We start from the raw sequence: 24,540 nt of genomic DNA on the forward strand, positions 1-24,540 counted from the left end.
GTCGCTAGGGGCGCACCGGCCCGGCCGGCGCCAGCTTCGACAGGGTGAAGCCGTCGACGTCGATCCAGCCCCGGCTCGGCGCGGCGTTATAGCAGAACAGCGCATATTGCTCGCCCTGGAAGGTGCCCGTCCGCCACGCGAAGGCGAGCGGCACGTCACCGCCGAGCGCGGTCCAGCGCCGCCCGTCGAGGCTGTAGGCGAAGCGGCTGCGATCGGTGGTGAAGTCCATGTCGGTGCGCAGCCACAGCGCCTCGCTGCGCGGCAGAGCGGCGCTCGCCTGTGTCGTCGTGACCGCGCCCTCGACGCGATCCTCCGTGGTTTCCGCCAGCAATGTGGTCCGGCCGGCGGCATCGCGCGTCACCGTCAGATTGCCGCTATACTGGCCGAGCGTCCCGAAGCCGCAGCGGTCGCCCGCGGCGAGATGGCGGATGTCGAGCTTGACCTCGCCACGGCTTGCCGGCCCCTGCCCCTTCTGGGTCAGCGTGTTGCGCGCCGACCAGAAGCGCGGCGCCAGCGTCGGGCGCAGCCGCAGCCAGCCCGGCCGCTCGGTCAGCGACCAGCGCGCGGGATCGGGATTGTGGTTCCACTGCCATTGCAGCCCGAGCCGCGGGGCGGTGAACGTATCTGAGGTGCCGGGCTCGGCGAAGCGGCCGCCGGGAATCGGCTTGGCGGCGCGGCGCGGCACGCGGCCGGGCGCGGATGGCGTGCCCCAGACGGGCCAGCCGTCCTGCCAGAACACCGGGCTCATGTTGGTCATCCGCCCGATCGCGCCGCTGTCTTCCATGACGAAGCCGAACCAGCGCCCGTCGGGCAGATCGACCAGCGCACCCTGATGGCCGCCGGTCTTGTCGTCGATCTGGTCGCGCGTCTCCCACGGCCCGAACAGGCTGCGCGACCGCGACACGCTGAGCGCGAGCCGCGGCGGCAGCGCATTGAACAGATAATAATAGTCGCCGCGGCGGATGATCTTCGACCCTTCCGCCCCCTTGATATAGTGGATTCGCCGCGCGTCGGTGACATGCGCCAGCGCCGCATCGAGCGTCAGCAGCGTGATCGTGCCGTCGGCGGTGGAGGCGGTGGCGAGATAGGCGCGGCCGTCGGGCTCGATGAACAGGCCGGGATCGAACGCCTCGCGCTCCAGCTCGTGATAGCGCCACGGCCCGCGCACGTCCTTGGCATACCAGATGCGCGTCTTCTGCCCGACCGGCGTGTTGGCGAGATAATAGGTGCCGGCATGATAGCGCAGGCTCGAGGCGAAGAGCCCCTTGCGATAGGCGTTGCCGCCCTGAAGATCGTATTGCGGCAGGCCTTCCAGCCGATCGACGAGATGCGAGACGATCGTCCAGTTGATCAGGTCGCGGCTGTGCAGGATGGTGATCCCCGGCACGTTGGCGAAGGTGGTGCTCGCCATATAATAATCGGAGCCGACGCGGATCACGTCGGGATCGGGATAGTCCGCGTAAAGCACCGGGTTGCGGAAGCTGCCGTCGCCCTGATCCGAACGCCACACCTGCGCCGACGCCGCGCCGGCGATCAGCAGCGCCGCACCCAGCAGGCCGAGCCTCATCGGCCGAACGCCAGCGCCCGGCCGAAGAAGGGCAGCATCGCCCCCTGCACCCGCCCGGCGACGCCGCTGACGTGATCGCCCGGATAGACGGTGAAGCTGTTGGCGATACCGTAGCGGTCGAGCCCGTCGTGCAGCCGCGCGGCATCGTCCTTCAACCCGTCACGATCGCCGACGTCGATCCCGATCGCGGCATACCGTTTGAGATTGCCGGCATATTGGTCGAGCATCGCGAGCGGCGCATTCGCCGCCCAGCGGGCCAGCACGTCGGGCTGCGAGACGCCGTCCTTGACCGGCAGGTCGAGGAACAACGGCGGCGCCTTGGGATCGGGCGACCAGGCCGCCGCGGTGGCGAGCTGTGCCCGCAGCCCCCACGGCAGGCTCGCGCTGTCGGCGGGCGAGCGCAGCGCACGGATCGTCGCCTCGGCCGCCGCATCGGTCTGGCCGAGCGCGCGGGTGGAGAGACAGCACGGGCTCATCATGTAGAGCGCGCCGAACGTCTCGGGATGCTTCATCCCGATCCGGGCGGTGCCGTATCCGCCCATCGAATGACCGGCGAGCCCGCGGCTGCGCCGGTCGGCGAGGGTGCGGTAATGGCCGTCGATATAGGCGACGAGATCGCGGGCGACGAACGTCTCGAAATCGCCGACCGTCACCGAACTCGAATAGAAGGAGCCGTTGTGCATCGTCTTGCTGTCGGGCAGCACGACGATCATCTCGCGCGTGCCTTGCGCAAAGGCGCCCTCGATCGTCTGCGGCACATGGATCTCCTTGACCCATTGCTCGACGCCGATCGAATAGCCGTGCAGCGCATAGACGACCGGATAGCGCTGCTTGGGATGGCTGCGATAGCCGGGCGGCAGCACCACCAGCACCGCGCGATCGGCGCTGTTGCCCTCCAGATTGCCTTCGACGCTGGGCGCATGGACGGTGATCCGCTCGACCGTCACCGGCTTGGCGCCAGCAACCGGCGGGGGCGCGGGCGTCGCGACCTGCGCCGGGGCGGAGGCAGCGCCGAACAGCGCAAGCGCGGCGGCGAGCAGGGGAAGTCGGATCATGCGAAGTCCTCGATTTGCGCTCATGGCCGTCGGAAGGTCCAGCGCCCGGCCGGGCTCGCCGGATCGAAGGCGGCGAGCGACGGCGTGCTCGCGCCGATCGCGACCAGCGCCAGGTCGCGGCGGCCGCCCGGCACCGTCTTGGGCTTGATGCGATAGCTGCCGTCGGTCAGCTGGTCGATCTGCCACAATTGCTCGGCCGCGCCGGTGAAGACGGGCACCGCCTCCACCTCGCCCGCGGCGGTCGCGGCCAGCGCCCGCGTCGTGCCGGCGATGGTCAGCTTGTAATAGGGCGCGCCGAACCAGCCGCCCGCCCCGGCGACCGGCGTGACCGTCCAGAGCTGATGCGGCCGGACCATATAATCGGCGAGGTCGACGCGGACCCGCCCCTGCGGCCAGCCGGCGCTGTCCTGCGCGAGGCTCTGGTCGGGCAGCGGCGCGACGGGATCGCTCGGCTTGGCCATGAAGCTCGCCCGCGCGTCGAACGGGATGCGGACGAAGTCGGTCGCGAGGCCGAGCGCATAGCCGCTGCGCTCCGAGGCGATCTCATAGGTGCCGGGCACGACATTCTCGCCCGCCACCGGCCAGCCGTCGCGCCACAGCAGCGGCTGGATGCCGAGCACGCTGCGCCCGCTGCGATCCATGTCCGCTTCGTAATGCATCGAGAATTTCTCGACCCCGCCGTCGAGCTGGATGCGGCCGAAATGCCCCGGTCCGATCGACCGGCCGCGCGCGCTCACCACCAGCTTGCCGCCGCCGCGCAGCAACGGCACGCCCATATGATCGAGATACGGCCCGAGCGGACTGCGCGCCCGGCCGACGCGGATATGATAGGTGGAGTTCGGCCCGTCGCAGCAGGTGCCGTGCGTGCCGAGCAGGTAATACCAGCCGTCGCGATACATCATCGCGGTCGCTTCCATGTCGATCGCGACATCGACCGGTTGGTTGCCGGCGACGCGCAGCCCGGTCTTCGGATCGAGCTCGACGATGCGGATCGGCCCGAAATAGGTGCCGTAGGTCAGCCACAGCCGCCCGTCGACGAGCAGGAAATCGGGATCGATCGCGTCCGCGGTCTCGACCCCGTCGCTCGACGCGACGACGCCGACGTCGTGATAGCCGAAGCGCGGCGATTTGGGGTCGAGCGACAGCGTCCACATGATCTTGACCTGGCTGGCGTGCCCCCCCGACATGCCGCCGCCGCCGACCGCATAGGCGACGTAATAGCGCTCGCCGATCTTGATGACGTCGGGCGCGACGCCGCCGCCGGGGCGGACGGGCCCGCCATGCCACGTCCAGCCGTCGTCGGAGACGAGCCCGCCCTGCCGCGTCCCGAAGGTATACCAGCGGCCGTCCGACAGCGTGACGGTGGAAGGATCGTGGATGAACGGCTCGCCCGCCAGCTGCGCGGCGGCCGGAGTGGCAGATGCGAGCGCGAGCAGCAGGGCGGCGGAACGGATCATGGCGTCTCTCCCCGGATCAGCGCAGCACGGTGGACAAAGCGGTGATCGGCTTGCCGTCCGCATCGAGGAAGCGGAGGCAGAAGTCGCTCAGCCCCGGGCCGTTGATCACCGCGCCACGGATGACGTTGCGGCCCTTGCGCAGCGTCAGCCGGTCCGACAGCACGTCGTCCATCACCATCCTCCGGTCGTTGAACAGGCCGACCGCCTCCTTGCCGTTGAGCCACCAGATCGACGCGGCGTTGGACCCCACCGCCATCCGCACGTCGCGCATCTCGCGCGGGGAATCGACCACGGTATAGGCCCAGAAGATCACGCCATAGGTCGGCTTGCCGAGCCCCTGGGCGAGGTTGAACAGCTTGATGTCGAAGCTGTTCGAATCAAGCGCATGCCAGCGCAGCGGTTCGGCGGCGCGCACCGTATCGCCGTCGTGCGGCGTTGCGGTGAACTGGCCGGGGAAATAGTCGGTGGTGAGCGCGGTACGCACATAGCTGGCGGTGAAGCCGGCGTTGCTGCGATTGGGCTTGGTGATCGGTTCGAGCAACAGCCAGCGGCGCAGGAAGCCGTCACCGTCCGGCGTCGCGGGGGCCGCGGCGGCGGGCGTGAAATAGGGTGCGATCCCGGCTGCCGGAGCCGCCTGTTGCCCGGCGGATGCAGGCGTCGCACCGATCAGCAGCGCCGCCGTCGCTGTCGTCAGCCAATGCGGCAGCGACGCACGCATCTGCGATCCGCGAAGGGACAAGAATCGCCAGCGGAAGCGGCGATTACTCCGAGCGTCACGGTCGATGGGCATCGCGGTCATCCCCTCCTGTCGTCACGCGGGCTGCAGTCTGCGATCGTCCGATCGCGCCGCCTCTGTCGTCCTGTGCGTGACGCGGAACCTATGCTGGTCACGCTATCGTGTCTATCGGCTGCGACGCTATTTCTTGGAGTAATAGCCTTTTACCCCGACGCACTCGCTGGCGCGCGGCTTTGGTAGCGGTATAACTCGGGCAACGGCCGACGCATCCGGCGTCAGGACGATCGGGAGAGACGAGGATGGCAAGACGAGCCATGGTTTTGGCGCTGGCGCTGGCCGGCAGCAGCGCGGCGATGGCAAGCGAGGCGCCGCGCTTCAGCCGTTTCACCTATCAGGGGCAATCGCAGGAGCAGGCGACACCGGCGGCAGGCGAATATCGCAACCCGATCCTGTCCGGCTATTATCCCGATCCATCGGTGACGCGCGTCGGCGACGATTATTATCTGGTCAATTCATCCTTCGCGCACTTCCCCGGCCTGCCGGTCTTCCACTCGAAGGATCTCGTCCACTGGACGCAGATCGGCAACGCGATCGACCGCCCCGGCCAGCTCGACTTCACCGGCCGCCGCACCTCGGAAGCCGTCTTCGCGCCCGACATCACCTATCACGCCGGTACCTTCTACATCGTCAACACCTGCGTGTCGTGCAAAGGCAATTTCGTCATCACCGCGAAGAACCCGGCGGGGCCGTGGTCCGACCCGATCTGGCTGCCGTTCGAGGGGATCGATCCGTCGATCTATTGGGAGGGCGACCGCGCCTATATCGTCAACAACCGCGCCCCCGCCGAACCGCCGCGCTACGAAGGCCATCGCGCCATCTGGGTGCAGGAATATGACTGGCGCGCCGGCAAGATGGTCGGCGAGAGCACGCAGCTGATCAACGGCGGCGTCGACATAGCCAAGAAGCCGGTGTGGATCGAAGGGCCGCACATCTTCCGCAAGGACGGCTATTATTATCTCACCGCGGCGGAGGGCGGCACCAGCGTCAACCATTCGCAGGTCGTGTTCCGCTCGCGCGCATTGCGCGGTCCGTATCAGCCGTTCGCGGGCAACCCGATCCTGACGCAGCGCGATCTCGATCCGGCCCGCCCCAATCCGATCACCTCGGCCGGTCATGCCGAGCTGGTGCAGACGCAGACCGGCGACTGGTGGGCGACCTTCCTCGCGGTGCGGCCCTATCAGGGCAATTACTATAATATCGGGCGCGAGACCTTCCTGCTGCCGGTGACGTGGCGCGATGGCTGGCCGATCATCCTGCCGCACGGCCAGACGATCCCCTTCACCGCCGCCGCACCCCGGCTGCCGCAGCAGCGCCCGCCGGCGCTGCCGACCAGCGGCGACTTCGCCTATACCGACACCTTCGCCGGACCGAAGCTGGCGATGCAGTGGATCGGCGTGCGCACGCCGCAGACGCCGGTCTATCATATCGACCGTCACGAACTGGTGCTCGACCGCGGCGCGGCGATGGGCGACCTCACCGGCGTGCCCGCCTTCGTCGCGCGCCGTCAGCAGCATCATAACGCGACGATCAGCACCACCGTCCGCTTCACCCCGGATGCCGATGGCGAACGCGCCGGCCTCGCGGCGATGCAGAGCGACCAGAACTTCCTGTTCTTCGGCATCACTCGCCTCGCCGGCAAGCCGATGGTCGCGCTCTATACCAGCGACAAGGGCGCCGAACGGCTCGTCGCCTCCGCCCCGCTCGCCGCGGCAGGCCCGGTGACGCTGACGATCCGCGCCACCGGCGGCACGATGGCCTTCGCCTATCAGGCGGGCGGCGCGACGCGGACGCTCGCCAGCGACGTCGACGCGCGCTTCCTCAGCACCGAAGCGGCGGGCGGGTTCGTCGGCACGCTGATCGGCCCCTACGCCTTCCGGCGCTGAAACGAAGGGGGGCGGCCCCGCAGGACCGCCCCCCCGTTCGTTGCGATGACCGGCGGATCAGCCCGCCATGTCCTCCAGTTCGCGACCCGCGGTTTCGTTGACCATCTTGCGGACGAAGAAGAACGACGCCGCCGCGAAGAAGGCGTAGCCGAAATAGGTCACCGACAGGCCCGGCGACACGGCCAGCGCCGGGAAGCTGACCGAGATCGCCGCATTGGCGATCCACTGCGCGAAGCCCGACACCGCAAGACCCGAGCCGCGGATCTGGTTCGGGAACATCTCGCCGAGCATCACCCACATCACCGGGCCCCAGCTGCCGTTGAAGAAGATGACGTAGAGGTTGGCGGCGATCAGCGCGATCATGCCGTTATGCCCCGGCAGCGAGACGGCGCCCGCCGCATCGGTGACCGCGGTCGAGAAGGCCCAGGCGACCACCGCCAGCGTCACCGCCATGCCCGCCGACCCGACGAGAAGCAGCGGCTTGCGGCCGATCTTGTCGACGGTCGCGATCGTGAACAGACACGCCGCGATCGACAGCACGCCCGACAGGATGTTGATCTGCAACGCATTGTCTTCGGTGAAGCCGACAGCTTCCCACAGCACCGCGCCATAATAGAAGACGACGTTGATGCCGACGAGCTGCTGGAAGATGGCAAGGCCGATGCCCGCCCACAGGATGGGACGGATCTTGCCGGTGCGCTTGTCGCGCAGGTCCGACAGCTTGGGCTTGTGGTGATCGGCGGCGAGCGAGTTGCGGATCTCGCCGACCTTGCGATCGGCCTCGGCCTTGCCGAACAGGCGGGTGAGCACGGTATGCGCCGCCTCTTCACGTCCCTTGGCCATCAGGAAGCGCGGGCTTTCCGGGATGACGAACAGCGCGACGAGATAGATCGCCGCCGGGATCGCCTGCAGCCAGAACATCCAGCGCCACGCCGGATAGCCGAGCCAGAACGGCGCGGTCGAACCGCCGGCATAGCGGGCGAGGACGAAATTGGCGACGAACGCGCCGGTCAGGCCGGTGATGATCATCACCTGCTGCACGCTGGTCAGCCGGCCGCGGATCGAGGCGGGGGTGACTTCCGAGATGTAGACGGGCGAGATGACGCTCGCCGCACCGACGCCGAGGCCGCCGATGATGCGCGCGAAGATGAAGATTTCCGACCCGCTCGCCGCGCCGGCAAGCAGCGCGCTGACCAGGAACAGCAGGGCGGCGAGCATCATCACGTTGCGGCGGCCGATCGCATCGGCCATCCGCCCGGCGCCGAACGCGCCGATCGCCGAGCCGACCAGGATCGCGCCGACGTTGACGCCGATGCCGAGCCGGCCGAGCGCGAACGCTGCCTCCAGCCCCTTCTGGGTGCCGTTGATCACCCCCGAATCATAGCCGAACATGAAGCCGCCGATCGTCGCCACCGCGACGATCGCGGCGATGAAGCCGTGATTCGTGGCGGTCCCCCCCGCCCCCCTTGCCATATCCGTCATCGTCTCTCCTGTGCCGGTCACCGCCGGCGAATGAATGGACCTTAGTGGTTATGCCGTGGCGTACGCGCGGCGATACCCCGATATTTGAGTGCGAAGTCGAGGACGCCGCCCTGCCCGAGCTGGCCGGTCTTTTCCCGATACAGTTCCTCCCACGGCGTGTGGCTTTCGGCAATGGGGGGCGCATCACCGCCGCGCCGGATCGCGATCTCGGCCGCGTCGACCAGGGCGTCGCACCGTCCCGTATTGAGATCGACGCGGATCCTGTCGCCGGTCCGCAGCCAGGCGAGCCCGCTGCCGACCGCGCTTTCGGGGCTGGCGTTGAGGATCGACGGGCTGTCCGACGTGCCCGACTGCCGCCCGTCGCCGAGCGTCGGCAGCGTCAGGATACCGCGCTGGATGAGGTGATCGGGCGGCTGCATGTTCACCACCTCCGCCGATCCCGGCCAGCCGATCGGGCCGGCGCCTCGGATGACCAGCATCGAATTCTCGTCGATCCCGAGCGCGGGATCGTTGATGCGATGGTGGTAATCGTCCGATCCCTCGAACACCACCGCCTTCGCCTCGAAGACGTTCTCGCGCCCCGGCACGGTGAGATAGCGGTCGCGGAAGGCGGGGGAGATCACGCTGGTCTTCATGATCGCGAAGTCGAACAGATTGCCGGTCAGCACCAGGAACCCCGCCTGCTCCTTGAGCGGCTGGTCATAGGGCCGGATCACCTCGCGGTCGCTGGCGACGCGGCCGGCGCAATTCTCCGCGACGCTGCGGCCGGTGACGGTCAGGCAGTCGCCGTCGAGCTTGCCCGCGGCGAGCAGCTCGCTCATCACCGCCGGCACGCCGCCGGCGCGGTGGAAGCGTTCGCCGAGGAACCGCCCCGCCGGCTGGACGTCGACGATCAGCGGCAGGTCGTAGCCATGATCCATCCAGTCGCTGGCGCGCACCTCGATCCCGGCATGCGCCGCCATCGCCTGGATATGCGGCTGCGCGTTGGACGATCCGCCGATCGCGGTGACCAGGCGGATCGCGTTGAGGAAGCTTTCACGGCTGAGGATGCGCGACGGGCGCAGATCCTCATAGGCCATGTCGACGATGCGACGGCCGGTCTCATAGGCGATCTGGCCGCGCTCGCGATACGGGGCGGGAATCGCGGCGCAGCCGGGCAGCGACAGGCCGAGCACCTCGGCGACCGCATTCATCGTCGAGGCGGTGCCCATCGTGTTGCAATGGCCCGCCGAGGGCGCGCTGTCGGTGGCACGCTGGAGGAACTCCTCCTCGTCGATCTCGCCCGCGGCGAGCTTCCGGCGCGAGCGCCAGATGACGGTGCCCGAACCGACCAGCTCGCCTTCATGCCAGCCGTCGAGCATCGGCCCGCCCGACAGGACAATCGCCGGAATGTCGACGGTGGCGGCGGCCATGATCCCCGACGGCGTCGTCTTGTCGCATCCGGTGGTCAGCACCACCGCGTCGATCGGATAGCCGTACAGCGTCTCGACCAGACCGAGATAGGCGAGGTTGCGGTCGAGCGCCGCGGTCGGCCGACGGCAGTTTTCGAAGATCGGATGGACCGGAAATTCGAGCGGGATGCCGCCCGCGTCGCGGATGCCGTCGCGCACCCGCCGCGCCAGGTCGAGGTGGATGCGGTTGCATGGGGAAAGGTCGCTGCCCGACTGGGCGATGCCGATGATCGGCCGGCCCGAGCGCAGTTCCGCCGGCGTCAGGCCATAATTCATGAAGCGTTCGAGGTAGAGCGCGGTCATGTCGGCGCGGGCCGGGTCGGCGAACCAGTCGCGCGAGCGGAAGGGACGGACCGGTTGGCGTGACACGCTATACTCTCCACCTGGGCGATGCACTCGCTCACCCCTGTTGGTATCGCTATCAGGCCAAGCCCGCACGTCAAGGCCGCAAACGGTCGTACCCGAGACGCCGACCTCCCCGCAACCGGCGCAATCCCGTTTCGATACGATCGATCGACGATCGATGCGCGGGCACCGCCTCCGACATCGAAATCCCCGGCCCGAACCGCTTGCGGAAAATCGATCGCCTGCATATGGTAGCGCTATCCCGCACTCGCGGCAGCTGCAGGCCTCGTCAGAAGGCCGTCATTAGGAAGGATCATCCGCCATGAGGCTTCGCCTCGCACTCTGCCTGACCGCCGCGACGATGGGCGCGACCGCCACGCTCGCCCTCGCGCAGGTCGCCAAGCCCGCCGCCAGCGAGCCGCGCAGCCCGGACGGCAAGCGCTATACCGCACAGCCGCTGGTCAAGAACCTCTATTTCGCCGATCCGTCAGCGCACGTCTTCAACGGCAAGCTCTACGTCTATCCCAGCCATGACGTCGACGCGGGCATCCCGGACGACGATCTCGGCACGCAATATGCCATGCACGATTATCGCATCCTCAGCATGGATCGCCCCGGCGGTCCGGTGACGGTGCATCCGGTGGCGATCGACGTGAAGGACATCCCCTGGGCGTCGAAGCAGACCTGGGCGCCCGACGCGGCCTATAAGAACGGCACCTATTATCTGTACATCCCGGCGCGCGACAAGGACGGCGTGTTCCGCATCGGCGTCGCCACCGGCAAGTCGCCGACCGGCCCGTTCAAGGCCGAGCCGCAGCCGATCAAGGGCAGCTTCTCGATCGACCCGGCGGTGTTCACCGACAGCGACGGCCAGAGCTATATGTATTTCGGCGGCATCTGGGGCGGCCAGTTGCAGCGCTGGACCACCGGCCGGTTCGACCCCAATGCCGGCGACACCGACCTCAAGCAGGACGACAAGCCCGCGCTGTCGCCCAAGATCGCGCGCCTGACCCCCGACATGAAGCAGTTCGCCGAGGCGCCGCGCGACGTCGTCATCACCGACGAGACCGGCAAGCCGGTGCTCGGCGGCGACCATGATCGCCGCTTCTTCGAGGCGTCGTGGACGTTCAAGCGCGGCGGCAAATATTATTTCACCTATTCGACCGGCGACACCCATTACCTCAATTACGCGATCGGCACGTCGCCCTACGGCCCGTTCCGCTATACCGGTCATTTCCTGATGCCGGTGCAGGGCTGGACCTCGCACCATTCGATCGTCGAGTTCAAGGGCAAGTGGTGGCTGTTCTATCACGACACGCAATTGTCGAATAAGAACTACCTCCGCTCGGCCAAGATGACCGAGCTGACGTTCAATAGCGACGGTACGATCCGTCCGATCAACCCGTTCAAGGACTAAGACCGGCATGTTCCTCGGCATCGATATCGGCACGTCCGGCGTCAAGGCGGTGGTGCTCGATACGCACGGCAGCGTCGTCGGTCAGGGTACTGCCGCGCTGACCGTGCAGCGGCCGCAGCCGCTCTGGTCCGAACAGGATCCGGACGCCTGGTGGCAGGCGACCACCGCCGCGGTCCAGGCGATCGACCCGGACGTGCGGCGCGCGGTACGCGGCATCGGCCTCGCCGGGCAGATGCACGGCGCGACGCTGCTCGACGCGGACGACCAGCCGCTGCGCCCGGCGATCCTGTGGAACGATGGCCGCTCCTTCGCCGAATGCGCCGAGCTCGAGGCGGCGACGCCCGATTTCCACACGGTGGGCGGCAACCTCGTCATGCCGGGCTTCACCGCGCCCAAGCTGCAATGGGTCCGCCATCACGAGCCCGAGCTGTTCGATTCCGTCGCCACCGTGCTGCTGCCCAAGGACTATGTCCGGTTGCAGATGACCGGCGACAAGGTCTCGGACCTGTCCGATTCGGCGGGCACTCTGTGGCTCGACGTCGCCGGGCGGCGCTGGAGCGAGACGCTGCTCGCCGCCACCGGCCTGACCGAGGCGCAGATGCCGACGCTGGTCGAGGGCAGCGCGGCGACCGGCCGGCTGCGGCCCGAGATCGCCGAGCTGTGGGGCATGGCCGCGGTGCCGGTCGCCGGCGGCGGCGGCGACAATGCCGCGGGCGCGGCGGGCGTCGGCGCGGTGCGCGACGGCGATGCGTTGCTGTCGCTCGGCACGTCGGGCGTGATCTTCGTCGCCACCGATCGCTTCCGCCCCAATGTCGCGGGCGCGGTCCATGCCTTCTGCCACTGCCTGCCCGACATGTGGCACCAGATGGCCGTTCACCTGTCCGCCGCCTCGTGCATCGACTGGGTTGCCAGAATCACCGGCGCGGCGGGCGCCGCGGACCTGTTCGCGCGTGCCGAGCGCGCGGGGCCGGGTGCCGGACCGGAGCTGTTCCTCCCCTATCTCTCCGGTGAGCGCACCCCGCACAATGACGCGCAGGTCCGCGGCGCCTTCCTCCGGCTCGACAATGACACCGGTCCCGACCGGCTCGCGCAGGCGGTGCTGGAAGGCGTCGGCTTCGCGCTCGCCGACGGCCTGCGCGTGCTGCGCGACGCCGGCACGACGATCGAGCGCCTGTCGGTGATCGGCGGCGGCGCCCGCTCGCGCTACTGGGGCGAGACGCTCGCCGCGGCGATGGACGTCGAGCTCGTCTACCTCCAGGGTGGCGAGGTCGGGCCGGCACTCGGCGCCGCGCGCCTCGCCCAGCTCGCCGTCGACGGCGGCAATCCTGCCGAGGTCTGCGCCGCGCCGCCCGTCTCGCACGTCATCACGCCCGATCCGGCGCTCGTCGAGCGCCTTGCTCCCAAAGCCGCCGCCTTCCGCGACGCATACACCCGCATAAGGACCCTCTAATGGCCGACTTTTTCGCCGACATCCCGCAGATCCGGTACGAAGGACCGGACAGCGACAATGAACTCGCCTACCGCTTCTACGACAAGAACCGCGTCGTGCTCGGCAAGACGATGGAAGAGCATCTGCGCTTCGCCGCCTGCTTCTGGCACACCTTCTGCTGGCCGGGTTCCGACGTGTTCGGCGGCGGCACCTTCAACCGCCCGTGGCACCGTGGCGCCAACGACAGCGCCGCCGCGGCGGAGAAGCGCGAGGTCGCGTTCGACTTCTTCCAGAAGCTCGACGTGCCCTTCTATTGCTTCCACGACGTCGACGTGATGGCCGATGCCGCCAATGTCGGCGAGCATCGCCGCTATTTCGCCGAAGCGGTCGACCACCTCGAAAAGCTCCAGGCCTCGTCGGGCCGCAAGCTGCTCTGGGGCACCGCCAATCTGTTCAGCCACCCGCGCTTCGCCGCCGGCGGCGCGACCAACCCCGATCCCGAAGTCTATGCCTTCGGCGCGATGCAGGTGCGCGACGCGCTCGAAGCGACGCATCGCCTCGGCGGCCAGAACTACGTCCTGTGGGGCGGCCGCGAGGGCTATGAGACGCTGCTCAACACCGACATGAAGCGCGAGCTCGACAATTTCGGCCGCTTCCTCAGCCTCGTCGTCGAGCACAAGCACAAGATCGGCTTCACCGGCACGATCCTGATCGAACCGAAGCCGCACGAGCCGACCAAGCATCAGTATGACTTCGACACCGCGACGGTCTACGGCTTCCTCAAGCGCTACGGCCTCGAGAACGAGGTGCGCGTCAACATCGAGGCGAACCACGCGACGCTGTCGGGCCACACCTTCGAGCATGAGATCGCCACCGCCGGCGCGCTCGGCATCTTCGGGTCGATCGACGCCAACCGCGGCGATCCGCAGAACGGCTGGGACACCGATCAATTCCCCAATTCGGTCGACGAGCTGACGCTGGCGATGATCGAGATCATCCGGGCGGGCGGCTTCACCACCGGCGGGTTCAACTTCGACGCCAAGGTGCGCCGCCAGTCGATCGACGCCGTCGATCTGTTCCACGGCCATGTCGGCGGCATCGACGTCGTCGCCAAGGGCCTGCTCAACGCCGCGGCGCTGATCGAGGACGGTCGTCTCGATGCCGCCAAGGAAGAGCGCTATGCCGGCTGGACGGGTGAGTTCGGCAACAAGATCGCCGGCCTCGACCTCGCCGGCATCGCCGATCTCGCGGTCGAGCAGAACATCGATCCGCAGCCGCGCTCGGGTCGTCAGGAGCGGCTGGAGAATCTGATCAACCGCTTCCGCTAAGAGAAGGGGGCGGGGCGTTCGTCGCCCTGCCCGCGCCGCTTGCCCGTCAGGCCGGCCATGCCGCGCCTGACGGGCAAGCGCACCGAGGTCGCCGCCACGCCGATCAGCGGCGCACGCCCGCGGGACCGCATACCGACACCGGCGCCCCCAAGGGTCGCCATCCGGGACGCCGCAGACGGTGACCGGCGATTTGGGAGGATGACGATGCGCCGAGCCTTTGCCCTCGCCGCGCTGCTCGCGACCGCGCCGCTACCGGCGCAGGATCCCGCGCCGCAGCCGCCGCCGCACTATACCACGATCCCGCTCTGGCCGGACGGTGCCCCCGGTGTCACCACGCGTCGCCGCGAGCCGGAGGTCGGCCGCGACTATTGGGTGCGCAACATCCACGATCCCTCGCTGATCGCCTTTCCTGCCGATGCGAAGAAGCGCAACGGCGCGGCGATCGTCATCATGCCCGGCGGCGGCCATAAATTGCTCGTCTGGACCAACGAGGGCACCAAGGTCGCCACCGCGCTCAACCGCATGGGCATCACCGCCTTCGTGCTCAAATACCGGCTCGCCAACGAACCGGGCTCGACCTATTCGGTCGAGGGCGACGCCGCCGACGATGCGCGCCGCGCGATCCGCTGGGTCCGCGCGCATGCCGCCGATTACGGCATCGACCCGGCTCGAGTCGGCGCGATGGGCTTTTCCGCGGGCGGCGAGCTCGTCTCGCAGATCGCCGACAATCCCGAGCCCGCCGGTCGCCCGGTGCGCGACGCGATCGACCGGCTGCCCGCGCGGCCCGACTTCCAGGTGCTCGTCTTCCCGGGACCGCGCGGCATTCCCGCCAAAGCGATCGCCGCCGCGCCGCCCGCCTTCCTCGTCGCCGGCAGCCGCGATGCCTGCTGCGCCGCGCCGTCGGTCGCGCTGTACGAGCAGTTGCGCAAGGCCGGCGTCTCTGCCGAGCTGCACATGTACGCCGACAGCGATCACGCCTTCAATCTCGACGAGTCGGACCGGATCTCGATCCTGCACTGGCCCGACCGGTTGAACGACTGGCTTGCCGACAGTGGCTGGCTGTCGCCACGCACCGCCAAATAATCTAAATCATCGGGAGAGAGACGCATGACGAAACGACTCCACGCCTTCGCCATCGCGCAATTGCTGCGCCCCCTCGCCATCGCCGGCACCGCGTGCGCGGCCGCGACGCTGCTCGCCGCGCCCGCGGCGGCGCAGGACGACAAGATGGTGCCGATCGCCATTCCGGCGCAGCCCAACGCGATCACGCTCGCCACCGGCAAGCTGCCCGGCAATCCCGCGCCCGAGGCATGGCATCGCCAATATGGCAGCGTCTTCGCGCGCAACGTCACCGTCGCGACGCTCACCCCCTTCCTGCCCGATCCCGGCAAGGCGAGCGGGGCGGCGGTGATCGTCGCGCCCGGCGGCGGCTTCCGCACGCTGTCGATGGAGAATGAGGGCTGGGACGTGGCGCGCGCGCTCGCCGCCAAGGGCGTCGCCGCCTTTGTGCTCAAATACCGGCTCAACCCGACGCCGGCTGACATGCCCGGCTTCGAACGGTCGATGACGGCGATGTTCACCCCCGGCGCCCGCCCGCCGCGGCCCAACGCCGGCGCGATGGCGGCGACCCTCGCGCCGCAGATCGCCGATGCGCGCGCCGCCTTCGCGCTGGTCCGCCAGCGGGCCGGTGAGTGGCATGTCGATGCCGACCGGATCGGCATGATCGGCTTTTCCGCCGGCGCGATGCTGACGATGGCGACGACGCTCGACGGCGGCGACGCCAAGCCCGCCTTCATCGGCAACATCTACGGCCCGCTCGCCGCGGTCACCGTGCCCGCCGACGCGCCGCCGATGTTCGTCGCGCTCGCCGCCGACGATCCCTTCTTCGGCAACGGCGGCTTCGGCCTGATCGACAGCTGGCGCACCGCCAAGCGGCCGGTCGAATTCCATCTGTTCGAACAGGGCGGCCACGGCTTCGGCATGTATCCCAAGACGACGACGAGCACCGGCTGGTTCGACGAATTCGCCCGCTGGATGGATATGCACGGCTGGCTCAAGCCGCGCGGCTGAACGACGGCGGGGCGGATCGCATCCGCCCCGCCGGGCTGCAACGAAGACCCGCGACGGCCGGATAAAAGATGGTTAAGGATGCGCCCTTCGTGACGAGAGGGATCGCGGGTGCAGACCGGTGCAGTGTCCGTCGCCATGGCGACCTTCAATGGCGAGCGGTTCCTCGCCGAGCAATTGCGCTCGCTGGCGCAGCAGGATCACCTTCCCGCCGAACTCGTCATCTGTGACGATCAGTCGACCGATCGCACCGCGGCGATCATCGCGGACTTTGCGCGCACCGCCCCCTTCCCCGTCCGCTTCCATCGCAACGAGACGCGGCTGCGCTTCTCCGACAATTTCATGAAGGCGATCGCGCTGTGCGAGAGCGACCATATCGCCTTCTGCGATCAGGACGACGTCTGGCTGCCGGGCAAGATCGCCCGGTCGCTGGCAGCGATGACGGCGACGGGCGCGCTGATGTGCTCGCATCGCGTCGAGCTGATCGACGAGGCGGGCGCGCGGATCGGCACCTCGACCAACCTTTCGCGCCGTGCGCTGCTGGAGGGTGCGGGCTTCGAGCCGTGGGGCGTCTTCCTCGGCTTCACCTGCACGATCGATCGCCGGTTGCTGCATCTGATCGATCCGGCGATGCGGCCGCACGACCTGATCGAATATGAGCGGCCGATGTCGCACGATCGCTGGTTCTACCTCGTCGCCGGCCTGTTCGGCAGCCTCTGCTATATCGACGAGCCGCTCGCGCTCTATCGCCAGCATGGCGCCAATGTCTTCGGCCGCACCCGCACGACGAAACTCCATGGCCTCGCCAAGGCAGTGCGCAAATATCCGGCCTATATCCGGCAACGGGGGCGCATCGCCGCCGAGACCGCCAGCCTGCTGGCGCGGGTGCGCGATGCGATCGCCTCGCCCGAGTTCGACGGCGCGGCGGAGCGCTGGTCGGGCGTCGCCGAATTCTATGCCGTGCGCGAGGCGGTCTTCAGCCAGCGGGCCCCGCTCACGCGGCTGCGGCGGCTGTTCGCCGCCTATCGGCGCCAGCTCTACAGCCGCGGCTGGGGACGCGGCGGGCGGTCGCTGATCGTGCAGGATGCCATCGCCGCGATCATCGCGCGTTAGCCCCGCCGGGTGGACGCGCCGAGCCGGGCACCCTAGGGGCGCGGCCATGACAGGCTTCTCCCAGGCGCGCCTCGCGCCGATCACGCGGCTGCTGTTCTGGGCCGCCCTCGTCTTCGCGCTGGTCATGGCGCTGTCGCCGAAGCCGCCGATCACCGTCACGATGGTCGACAAATGGCAGCATATGTCGGCCTTCGGCACGCTGACGGTCTTCGCCTGCGCCGGCTGGCCGCAGGCGCGGCTGCTGCGCATCGCCGAGCGGCTGAGCTTCCTCGGCGCGATGATCGAACTGGTCCAGTCAATCCCGATACTGCACCGCGACTGCGACATCATGGACTGGATCGCCGATACGGCGATCATCCTCGGCGTGGTCGCGGTGGTGGCGCTGGCGCGGCGCGGGCAGGCGCGGATTTTGTCACTGCGGCAAGATAGCTTTGTCACACAGGCCGTTCCGTGACCTGAGCGACTAAGACGTCGGCGAACATTGTTCGTCTCGTTCGCTTGCGCAATCTCGCGTGGTATCGGCGCGCGACGAGATCGACGAGATCTCAGGTTCGTCGATGCTGCCATGAGCAGCCCTGAAGATCTCAAAAAGAACGGTCGGCTCAGGTCTCTTCGTAGACGACGGGGTCCACGAGATCGCGTTCCAGAAGGGATTGGCGGCTCCACCCCCCTCGGCACGTCGGGAGTCCGGACCGGCTCAGGACCGCAAGCGCGTAGCCGGCCGCCCACTCGTTTCTGGCGGCCACTTCGCCGAGGAAGGCGACCGTTGCCGCCAGCGAACGCAGCGCGCCGCGGTCGACGCGGTCGCCGCGCCCACCTCTGCTTTGCACGAACTCGTGCCCCCCCAGGGCATGTACCGTGGTGGCGAAACGAGTCCCGAGCACGTCCTGGGCGTCACGGAGTGAGACGTGCTGGAGGCGCAGTGGGTCTGAGGACATGTCTGGAAACGGTATGCGAAGTCTCGGCAGCCGGCGGGGGTCCACCCATGCATCTCTCAACGACATGCTTTCGGAAAGATGGAACGGGAGTGAACCATTCAGCACCAGCTCCACGACAGGACCCCAGGGCCTCTCGCCGGCACGGCGGGCGAAGAGCTTGCGCAGCTTCACGTAATCCGACGGCACCCTCGTGGAGGACGCGGCTGCCTGCAAGGCCGCCTGGAGGCGGTTCAGGGACGACCGCTCTATCTGCCTTCCCCGAAGGACGCTCACTCCGACGGCCTCCTCCACGACCAGTCGGTCCGCGCGTGCAAGCTGCCCTATCGCGTAGACCGGGACGTCGAGACGGCTCGCCACGGTTCCGACGGGCATTGTGCCGTCGAGCCTTGCACGAAGGGCATCGACGTCTTCCGCGTCGTAGCGCGCTCGCACCCGCATGCGGCTCGGCAGGATCTCGCACCGAACCGCCTGCCTCTCGCGAAGCATCGTGAGCTGGGCCGACGACGTCAGAAGACGCCTGTTCGCTTCCGCCGTGGTGTAGTATCGCCACTTTCCGGCGCAAACGTGCACGGTCCGGCCGTCCAGATCGGGCAGCGCGTGTTCAAGGAGCCTGCCGGCCTCGCTTCCGGGAACGCCTCCCACCCAGCGCATTGCCCGTCGAAGGAACGCATAGGCATCCGGGTCGTCCGTCATCGCCTGCGCTCGTTCCTGAAAGCGGGCCTGGATGGCCTCCGGCCAACCGGACAGAAGGCGCATTCCCTCGCAGACGATCTCGGCGATCCGCTGCGGCTCCCCCTTCAAGGGAACTTCGAGCGGCCTCGCGTGACTGGTCGTCGTCAGGCAGGTCGCGGCTCGGGTCGCGACCGCGACGAGCGCGGTCCGCGAGAACCCGCGCAGGAACGGAGGCAGCGCAGCAACGGCCGTCGCCGCGACGGCACGGTTTCGAGCCATGAGCGCCGCGAACCTTCGGTAGTCCGAAGCCTTGGCGATGGGCAGCCCTGGTTCGCTGGATGGCGGCACGGGCTCTCCGCACGTCTCGCACGCTCCGATCCCTCGGGTGTGCCGCCAACCGAGCGGCCCGCACGTGGGACATGCCTCGACCAGCCGTTCCAGGCTTTCCGGACAATAGGGAAGCATCGTATTCAGCCAGGCGCTGCGGTGATACGCTTTGTCCCGCAGCGCCAGCGGCCCGATACGTCGGATCCGCCAGTTGAAGGATCCGCGCGGCATGATGAGGTTGGTATCGACACCCACGCTGCGTCCGTCGGATGTCATGACTAGCGAAGCTAGCCTCGCAACGTCCGTGCGCATGACGGTCGCGAGCCGCTCCAGCGTCTCCGAGGAGGCCACTTGAATGTCTCCGGGTCTCGTCATCCGCAGTCCGGCGCCCTCCAGCCCGCTGACGACGTGACGGAGGCGGGTTTCCCGGCATGCCGCCGCGAAGGCTCCGACGAGGCTCTCGTCGCTTTCGGGATGGTAGGGGAAGCGCAGACGCTTGAGCGCAGCTTCCTTTTTCATCGCATCCTCCTTGAGAAGGGATCGCGGGCAATCCACCCGAGGCCGATGGCGTAGTCGCGGGTGGCGACGCTGAGATCGTGTGGCTCGATCACAGGGGAGCCTCGCCGAAGCGCGTGCTGCGCCGCTTCGCCAACCAGACGGCACACGCGTCCGACGTGTCCGCCGCTGACTTGCGCTAGGGGAGTCCTTATTCCCGGTCTGCCTAGGCCGCTTACCCGGTCCATGATGCCGGACGCCGCCAGGACCGTGTCCAGCGCGTCGCAGAATTTAAGGAACAGCTTCTGGTCGGTTCCCGGCCGCGCGAAATCCAGCGGCTTCAGGGCCAGCGGCGTTCCAAGCCTCACCGCGAACGTCGGGTTCTTGGCGAAGAAGCTCTTGGCCTTTTCGTCCCCGATGAGGATGAGCGGGAGGACGCCGCGGTTGAGGAAGGTCTTCAGCCGGTCGGTGACCTGGTCCGCGTTCGTCGTCTTCCGATCGAGATGCTGGGCTTCGTCGCCGACGAGCGCCTCCACGCCGAGCCGGCGCGACAGGGTGACGATGCGATCCTCGAGATCGTCCGTCGTGGAGCGCGTGTCGTTCCAATGCTCATCCTTCAGCTTGAAGAGGACCTGGCGGTAGAACGAGGCGATGGTGGTCGTCTTGTCGAGCTCGACGCAGACGATCTGGTAGGGGTTGGGCGACTGTCCCGCGTCCCGCCGCCTCGTCGCGGCCGTCTCGACGAGACGCTCGATCATTCGGGACTTGCCGGCCCCGGAATGCTCCGAAAGACCACGTCCGTCGATCGGCCTCCCGAGCAGCGGAAGCATTGACAGGCTGTAGTCGAGAAGCTGATCGATCACGTCGCGTTGCGGCGCGTGCTCGATGTAGTTGCTCTTGAGGAACGGAGTGACCGCGGCGGCTCGGACGGCGCGCGTCCGATCGCCGAAGACCGGTCGCGGATCGCCATGTCGGGGCGTCGGCGGGACACCATAGGGATCGGGGGAGGATTTCATCGGCCGTCTCCTTCGGAAGGTGCGTCTTCGTCCCAGTCGATGCCGTCGTCGGGGTCGTCAGCCTGATCGGCGATGAGTTCGTCGAGCCGCGTCCGCGGGTCGGGGCCCAGATCTGCGACCGGGCCGAAGCCGTCCGAGGCGGGGGCGGATGCGGCGTCCCCCGCGTCATCGACGTCTGCCGGCGTGCGCCGCTGCGACGGACCTCGGGGAACGTCCAGCCGGTCGTGGCCGGCAGGCTCCGAATAGCCGAGGAGGGCTTCGAAGTCGGTCAGGTCGGGATCGTCGGTCCTGATCGAGCCGGTGCGGGTCTCCACGGCGGCGAGCACGGCGGCGGCGCGCTTGGCGACGCCGTAGGAGCGGTTGTGGAGGTTCTCCCACTCCTTCTGGAGGGAGCGGCCACGTCGCAGTGCGCGCTCCTCGGCCGTCTGTGCGCCCGTCTCGCCCGACACTCTGCAGGACTGGTGGAACTTGTGCTCGTAGCGCGTGAGGAACTCGGTGTATTCGGGATCGTCGGACCAGAGCGTGACGAAGGCGTTGTTCGCCTGGTCGAAGACCTCGATGAAGTCGAGGTTCCAGTCGTACACGCGCAGCGAGACGGCTATTTTGGCCGTTCCCTGGAGGCGGGACGCAAAGGCCTGCGACGCCAGGTTTTCGGAAAGCAGTTTCGTGATGCCGGCGCGGTTCCACCTATAGCGGACGTTGTCGTACGTCACGCCGTCGGTGGTCAGGTGGCCGTCCACCGTCCGCGCGAGCTGTCGCTGGACGTCGGCCCTTCGCATTCGCCGAACGTACTCCGCGTCGATGAACTCGGCCATGATCTGGTTGGGGGTGCGGTCGCCGAGCGCTCCGTGGGCGGTATCGTTCCACAGGAGCCGTCGCTGCTCGTACTTCCGGGCGAAGCTCGCGCGGGTCATCGAGGCTTCCGCCAGGGGATCGCGCCTGATCGAGCGCTTCCTGCTCCGAGGAGAGAGCACCGTGCCCGGCTCGTTGTCGAACTGACCCTTCATCCACTTCCAGAATCCCTCCACTGGCGACTTGTCGTTCGGGGAGAATTTCCTGGCGAGTTCGACGCGGCGCATGACGTTCGCCAGATTGCCGAGCGCCGAGGGCGGCAGCAGGGCCTTGTCGTTGTCCCCCTTGAGGACGCCGATCCGTCCGAAGTTGAGGACGAGCTCGGGGTTCTCCGCCAAGGTGGCCTCGTCCAGGGTCGGCGGCAGAAGGGCGCCCATGAGCGCGTTCATCGACATCTCAGCGCGATAGGGCCCGGCGAAGGGACTGTTCGGAAAGGCGTAGAGCGAGCAGCCGTCGATCAGTCCGACTGCCTTCAGCTTCGCGCTCGGGATCCTGACGTCCGAGGAGTAGTGGACGACCTGCTCGAACTCGGTGCCGTCCAGGAAGACCATCTCGAACGGTCTGCTGACCGTGATGGTCTCGCCCGAGGCGACGAACGTCCTCTTGGCGTCGTGCCGCCCGAACTTGGAGGTCGTCGTCGCGAGGTTCTCGTTCGCGTTGATGCGGTTGACGATCGTCGTCTTGGAGGGCGGCGCCTCGCCCAGGCCCCTCACTCCCCGTTCCTTGAGGTCGGTCCAGGCGGCGACGACGAGCCCGACGGTCCCCATCTTCTTGAGCGAGGTGTCCGCGTAGAAGAGGGCCATCCCCTGCTGGACGAGACGATCGGCGACCGGCGCGAGAGGCGACCAGCCCTTCGGCCGACCGCTCCGGTTGCACATCGCGCCGATGCGCCCGTCGTTGAGTTCGAGATTGTTCATCCATCGGATGACGGAGCGCCCGGAAGGCGCTCCGACGTCGTCCGGAACGAGCTTGCTGGCGAAGTCGCGAAGCCTGTCGGCGTTGCGCGGCATGCCCTCGATCAGAGCGCGCAGGGCGATGTCGTATTTGAGGACGCTCATGGGCTGCCTCGCGAGGCATGCGGCCTTGTCCAGGCCGAGGAAGCGGCCGGCCCACTCCGAGATCGTCTCCTGACCGGTCGCGCAGTCGACGAGCCGTCCGGCGAGGGATTCGACCAGGACCCACTGCACCGTCGGGCGGACGCGGACGCCGTTCGCGAGGACGACGTGGAACTCCTCGTCGCTGCCTTCCACCAGGAAGCGGAGAACGAAGCCGTCGATCTCCTCGACGAACGCGATCCGCACGCCACCGTGCTCGAAGACGGAGCCGACGGGCAGCCTGAGGTTGCTTGCCATCTACGGCTTCCTTCCGGAGAAGCGGCCGAGGACCTCGCGAAGGGCGTAGGGGACCACGGGGCGCGGAAGCGTCACGGGGGTATCGGCCGTGGGGCGCTTCGAGAGGTCGAAGCCGACGATCCGCCTGACGAGCATGGCGTAGAGCTTGTCGCGCGCGCGCGCGCGCCTTCCTCCTAGCGCCGCGAGGACCGCGCCGTAGCGCGCGCACCCTCCCGTCGCCGTGACGACGTCGGTCACCGCCTGCACGTCGGCTTCCAGATCGAAGGGAATGAAGCGCGCCTCCATGGCTTCCGCCTGGGCCTCAAGCACCGGCTCCGTCCTGAAGGGCTCTCCGCTGATCCTCATGAGCGGCTCCAGACCCGCCGCCGCCAAGGCGAGGTCCATCCTGTCGAGCGGGCGGCGGACGCCCGGAGCGTCGAACCAGGCCTGGTTGGACTTGATCTCGCCGAAGCGGACGGCGTGGTTCCAGAGCTCGACGGCCACGTCCGGGTACTTGCGGACGATCAGGCCGTCCTTCCGCTTGAACACCATCTCCAGCGGCTGGAAGAGGATGGCGACGCAACGCGTGCTCATCTCCATGAACTCGGCGAACGCGGGCTCGTTCGGGCCCTCGAAGAACTGCACCCGCCTCGCCTTCGTCAGGTAGGAGCAGCTCGTGCCGTAGTCCTTGTCGTAGGTCATGCCGGTCCGAACGGATCCGAGGTCGTCCGCCGCCCTGATCTCGACGAGGGTCCAGTCGCGAGGATCCTTCCTTCCGTCCAAGCCACGTCCCCTCGCCAGCTTCTCCGGGATCGACATCGGCTGGTGGCGCGACGGGCGGCCCGAACGGCTCCAGGGACCGAGCCCCTCGGAGACGATCCGAGGCGCATGAGGATAGATGCAGGCGGCGTCTTCGTCTTCTTCGACCCTGGGCTTCGCCGCCGACGTCGCCCCCACGATGGCACGAGGGTCGCTGCGCCGGGACCTGCCGCCGTCACCGGGTGCCGACCGGCTCGACGCCGGGCCCGGTCGACCGGCGGACGGGTGCCGGAGGGCGGGCTCCGCCCTCTTCTTCCCGGCAGGGCGACCGACCTGCCTCGATATGCGCCGGCCGCTGAGGTAGTGCCGCTTTATCGTGTTTGACGGATCGGCGGGCCCGAAGCGGGCGACCGCTTCATCGTCATATCGCGCGGCGATGAAGCGCGCGATCGCCTTCTCGCCCTTGGCCACGCCTTCCGCTCGGAGCCGGCCGACGATGAAGTCCATGCGGCGCTCGGCGCGCCCGGCATCGTCACGCGAGGAGGGATCGTCTGCAGTGGCCTTCTGCGCGGCCGGGTTCGACTGGTCGTCCTGGGGCAAATCGATCTCCAGTCTCGGTTACGTGTCGGTGGTCCCCGCCCGGCGCCCGTGCGAAACGCCCCAATAGGGGCCCTCTTCGTCCTGGTCTGGGGCGCTGCTCGTGGTTACAGATGCACCGGGAGGCGGTCGGATGTTCCGCCGAGCCGCACATCGATGGAAG

General features: G+C 68.2%; 18 protein-coding genes. 8 read left to right on the forward strand and 10 right to left on the reverse strand.

The window, feature by feature from the left end:
* Positions 1 to 4: 4 nt before the first annotated feature.
* From BW41_RS15880 to BW41_RS15895, 4 genes are read right to left on the reverse strand one after another with little or no spacing between them, the layout of a single operon-like run.
* Positions 5 to 1,567 carry a glycoside hydrolase family 43 protein gene (locus BW41_RS15880; protein ID WP_037535536.1) on the reverse strand — a complete coding sequence of 521 codons (1,563 nt, stop codon included), beginning with the start codon at positions 1,565 to 1,567 and terminating at the stop codon, positions 5 to 7.
* On the reverse strand, positions 1,564 to 2,622 hold the full coding sequence (locus BW41_RS15885) for an alpha/beta hydrolase (RefSeq protein ID WP_051583558.1): 1,059 nt from the start codon (positions 2,620 to 2,622) through the stop codon (positions 1,564 to 1,566). Before BW41_RS15885 ends, BW41_RS15880 begins: the two co-directional genes overlap by 4 nt.
* A 20-nt stretch (positions 2,623 to 2,642) precedes the next feature.
* On the reverse strand, positions 2,643 to 4,079 hold the full coding sequence (locus BW41_RS15890) for an arabinan endo-1,5-alpha-L-arabinosidase (RefSeq protein WP_037535540.1): 1,437 nt from the start codon (positions 4,077 to 4,079) through the stop codon (positions 2,643 to 2,645).
* 16 nt (positions 4,080 to 4,095) lie between these two features.
* A complete protein-coding gene (locus BW41_RS15895; protein WP_200870448.1) occupies positions 4,096 to 4,797 on the reverse strand; it encodes an acetylxylan esterase in 702 nt (233 codons plus the stop codon).
* Positions 4,798 to 5,129: 332 nt separating this feature from the next.
* Between BW41_RS15895 and BW41_RS15900 the strand changes: the two genes are divergently transcribed.
* Positions 5,130 to 6,758: a glycoside hydrolase family 43 protein gene (locus BW41_RS15900; RefSeq protein WP_235199800.1), complete on the forward strand. Its 1,629-nt coding sequence runs from the start codon at positions 5,130 to 5,132 to the stop codon at positions 6,756 to 6,758.
* Between the two features lie 57 nt (positions 6,759 to 6,815).
* Here BW41_RS15900 and BW41_RS15905 read toward each other — a convergent pair whose 3' ends face one another.
* Together BW41_RS15905 and BW41_RS15910 are read right to left on the reverse strand one after the other, a co-directional pair.
* On the reverse strand, positions 6,816 to 8,240 hold the full coding sequence (locus BW41_RS15905; protein ID WP_373276437.1) for a sugar porter family MFS transporter: 1,425 nt from the start codon (positions 8,238 to 8,240) through the stop codon (positions 6,816 to 6,818).
* 41 nt (positions 8,241 to 8,281) lie between these two features.
* Entirely contained in the window at positions 8,282 to 10,060 is a 1,779-nt protein-coding gene (locus BW41_RS15910; RefSeq protein ID WP_037535545.1) for an IlvD/Edd family dehydratase, read from the reverse strand.
* Between the two features lie 337 nt (positions 10,061 to 10,397).
* On the opposite strand from BW41_RS15910, the gene BW41_RS15915 reads away from it, so the two are divergent.
* From BW41_RS15915 to BW41_RS15945, 7 genes are all read left to right on the forward strand, one after another.
* A complete protein-coding gene (locus tag BW41_RS15915) occupies positions 10,398 to 11,453 on the forward strand; it encodes a glycoside hydrolase family 43 protein (RefSeq protein ID WP_152542380.1) in 1,056 nt (351 codons plus the stop codon).
* Between the two features lie 7 nt (positions 11,454 to 11,460).
* Entirely contained in the window at positions 11,461 to 12,903 is a 1,443-nt protein-coding gene (gene xylB / locus BW41_RS15920) for a xylulokinase (RefSeq protein WP_037535549.1), read from the forward strand.
* Entirely contained in the window at positions 12,903 to 14,210 is a 1,308-nt protein-coding gene (gene xylA / locus BW41_RS15925; RefSeq protein WP_037535551.1) for a xylose isomerase, read from the forward strand. The genes xylB and xylA overlap by 1 nt, the downstream gene beginning before the upstream one ends.
* A gap of 204 nt (positions 14,211 to 14,414) precedes the next feature.
* Positions 14,415 to 15,293: an alpha/beta hydrolase gene (locus tag BW41_RS15930; RefSeq protein ID WP_037535721.1), complete on the forward strand. Its 879-nt coding sequence runs from the start codon at positions 14,415 to 14,417 to the stop codon at positions 15,291 to 15,293.
* Positions 15,294 to 15,317: 24 nt separating this feature from the next.
* Entirely contained in the window at positions 15,318 to 16,280 is a 963-nt protein-coding gene (locus BW41_RS15935; RefSeq protein ID WP_037535552.1) for an alpha/beta hydrolase, read from the forward strand.
* A 108-nt stretch (positions 16,281 to 16,388) separates the two neighbouring features.
* Positions 16,389 to 17,390 carry a glycosyltransferase family 2 protein gene (locus tag BW41_RS20175; protein ID WP_152542353.1) on the forward strand — a complete coding sequence of 334 codons (1,002 nt, stop codon included), beginning with the start codon at positions 16,389 to 16,391 and terminating at the stop codon, positions 17,388 to 17,390.
* A 46-nt stretch (positions 17,391 to 17,436) separates the two neighbouring features.
* The gene (locus tag BW41_RS15945; protein ID WP_037535554.1) at positions 17,437 to 17,844 is read left to right on the forward strand and encodes a hypothetical protein; all 408 of its coding nucleotides are present in this window, start codon (positions 17,437 to 17,439) and stop codon (positions 17,842 to 17,844) included.
* A gap of 148 nt (positions 17,845 to 17,992) precedes the next feature.
* On the opposite strand, the gene BW41_RS15950 is transcribed toward BW41_RS15945, so the two are convergent.
* From BW41_RS15950 to BW41_RS15965, 4 genes are read right to left on the reverse strand one after another with little or no spacing between them, the layout of a single operon-like run.
* A complete protein-coding gene (locus BW41_RS15950) occupies positions 17,993 to 19,846 on the reverse strand; it encodes a hypothetical protein (protein ID WP_037535555.1) in 1,854 nt (617 codons plus the stop codon).
* Positions 19,843 to 20,838: an ATP-binding protein gene (locus BW41_RS15955; protein WP_037535556.1), complete on the reverse strand. Its 996-nt coding sequence runs from the start codon at positions 20,836 to 20,838 to the stop codon at positions 19,843 to 19,845. Before BW41_RS15955 ends, BW41_RS15950 begins: the two co-directional genes overlap by 4 nt.
* Entirely contained in the window at positions 20,835 to 23,042 is a 2,208-nt protein-coding gene (locus BW41_RS15960; RefSeq protein ID WP_037535557.1) for a hypothetical protein, read from the reverse strand. The genes BW41_RS15955 and BW41_RS15960 overlap by 4 nt, the downstream gene beginning before the upstream one ends.
* The gene (locus tag BW41_RS15965; protein WP_037535558.1) at positions 23,043 to 24,380 is read right to left on the reverse strand and encodes a hypothetical protein; all 1,338 of its coding nucleotides are present in this window, start codon (positions 24,378 to 24,380) and stop codon (positions 23,043 to 23,045) included. It abuts the gene before it with no gap.
* Positions 24,381 to 24,540: the final 160 nt, after the last annotated feature.

It is taken from the genome of Sphingomonas sp. RIT328 (assembly GCF_000632225.1).
Lineage (GTDB): Bacteria > Pseudomonadota > Alphaproteobacteria > Sphingomonadales > Sphingomonadaceae > Sphingomonas > Sphingomonas kyungheensis.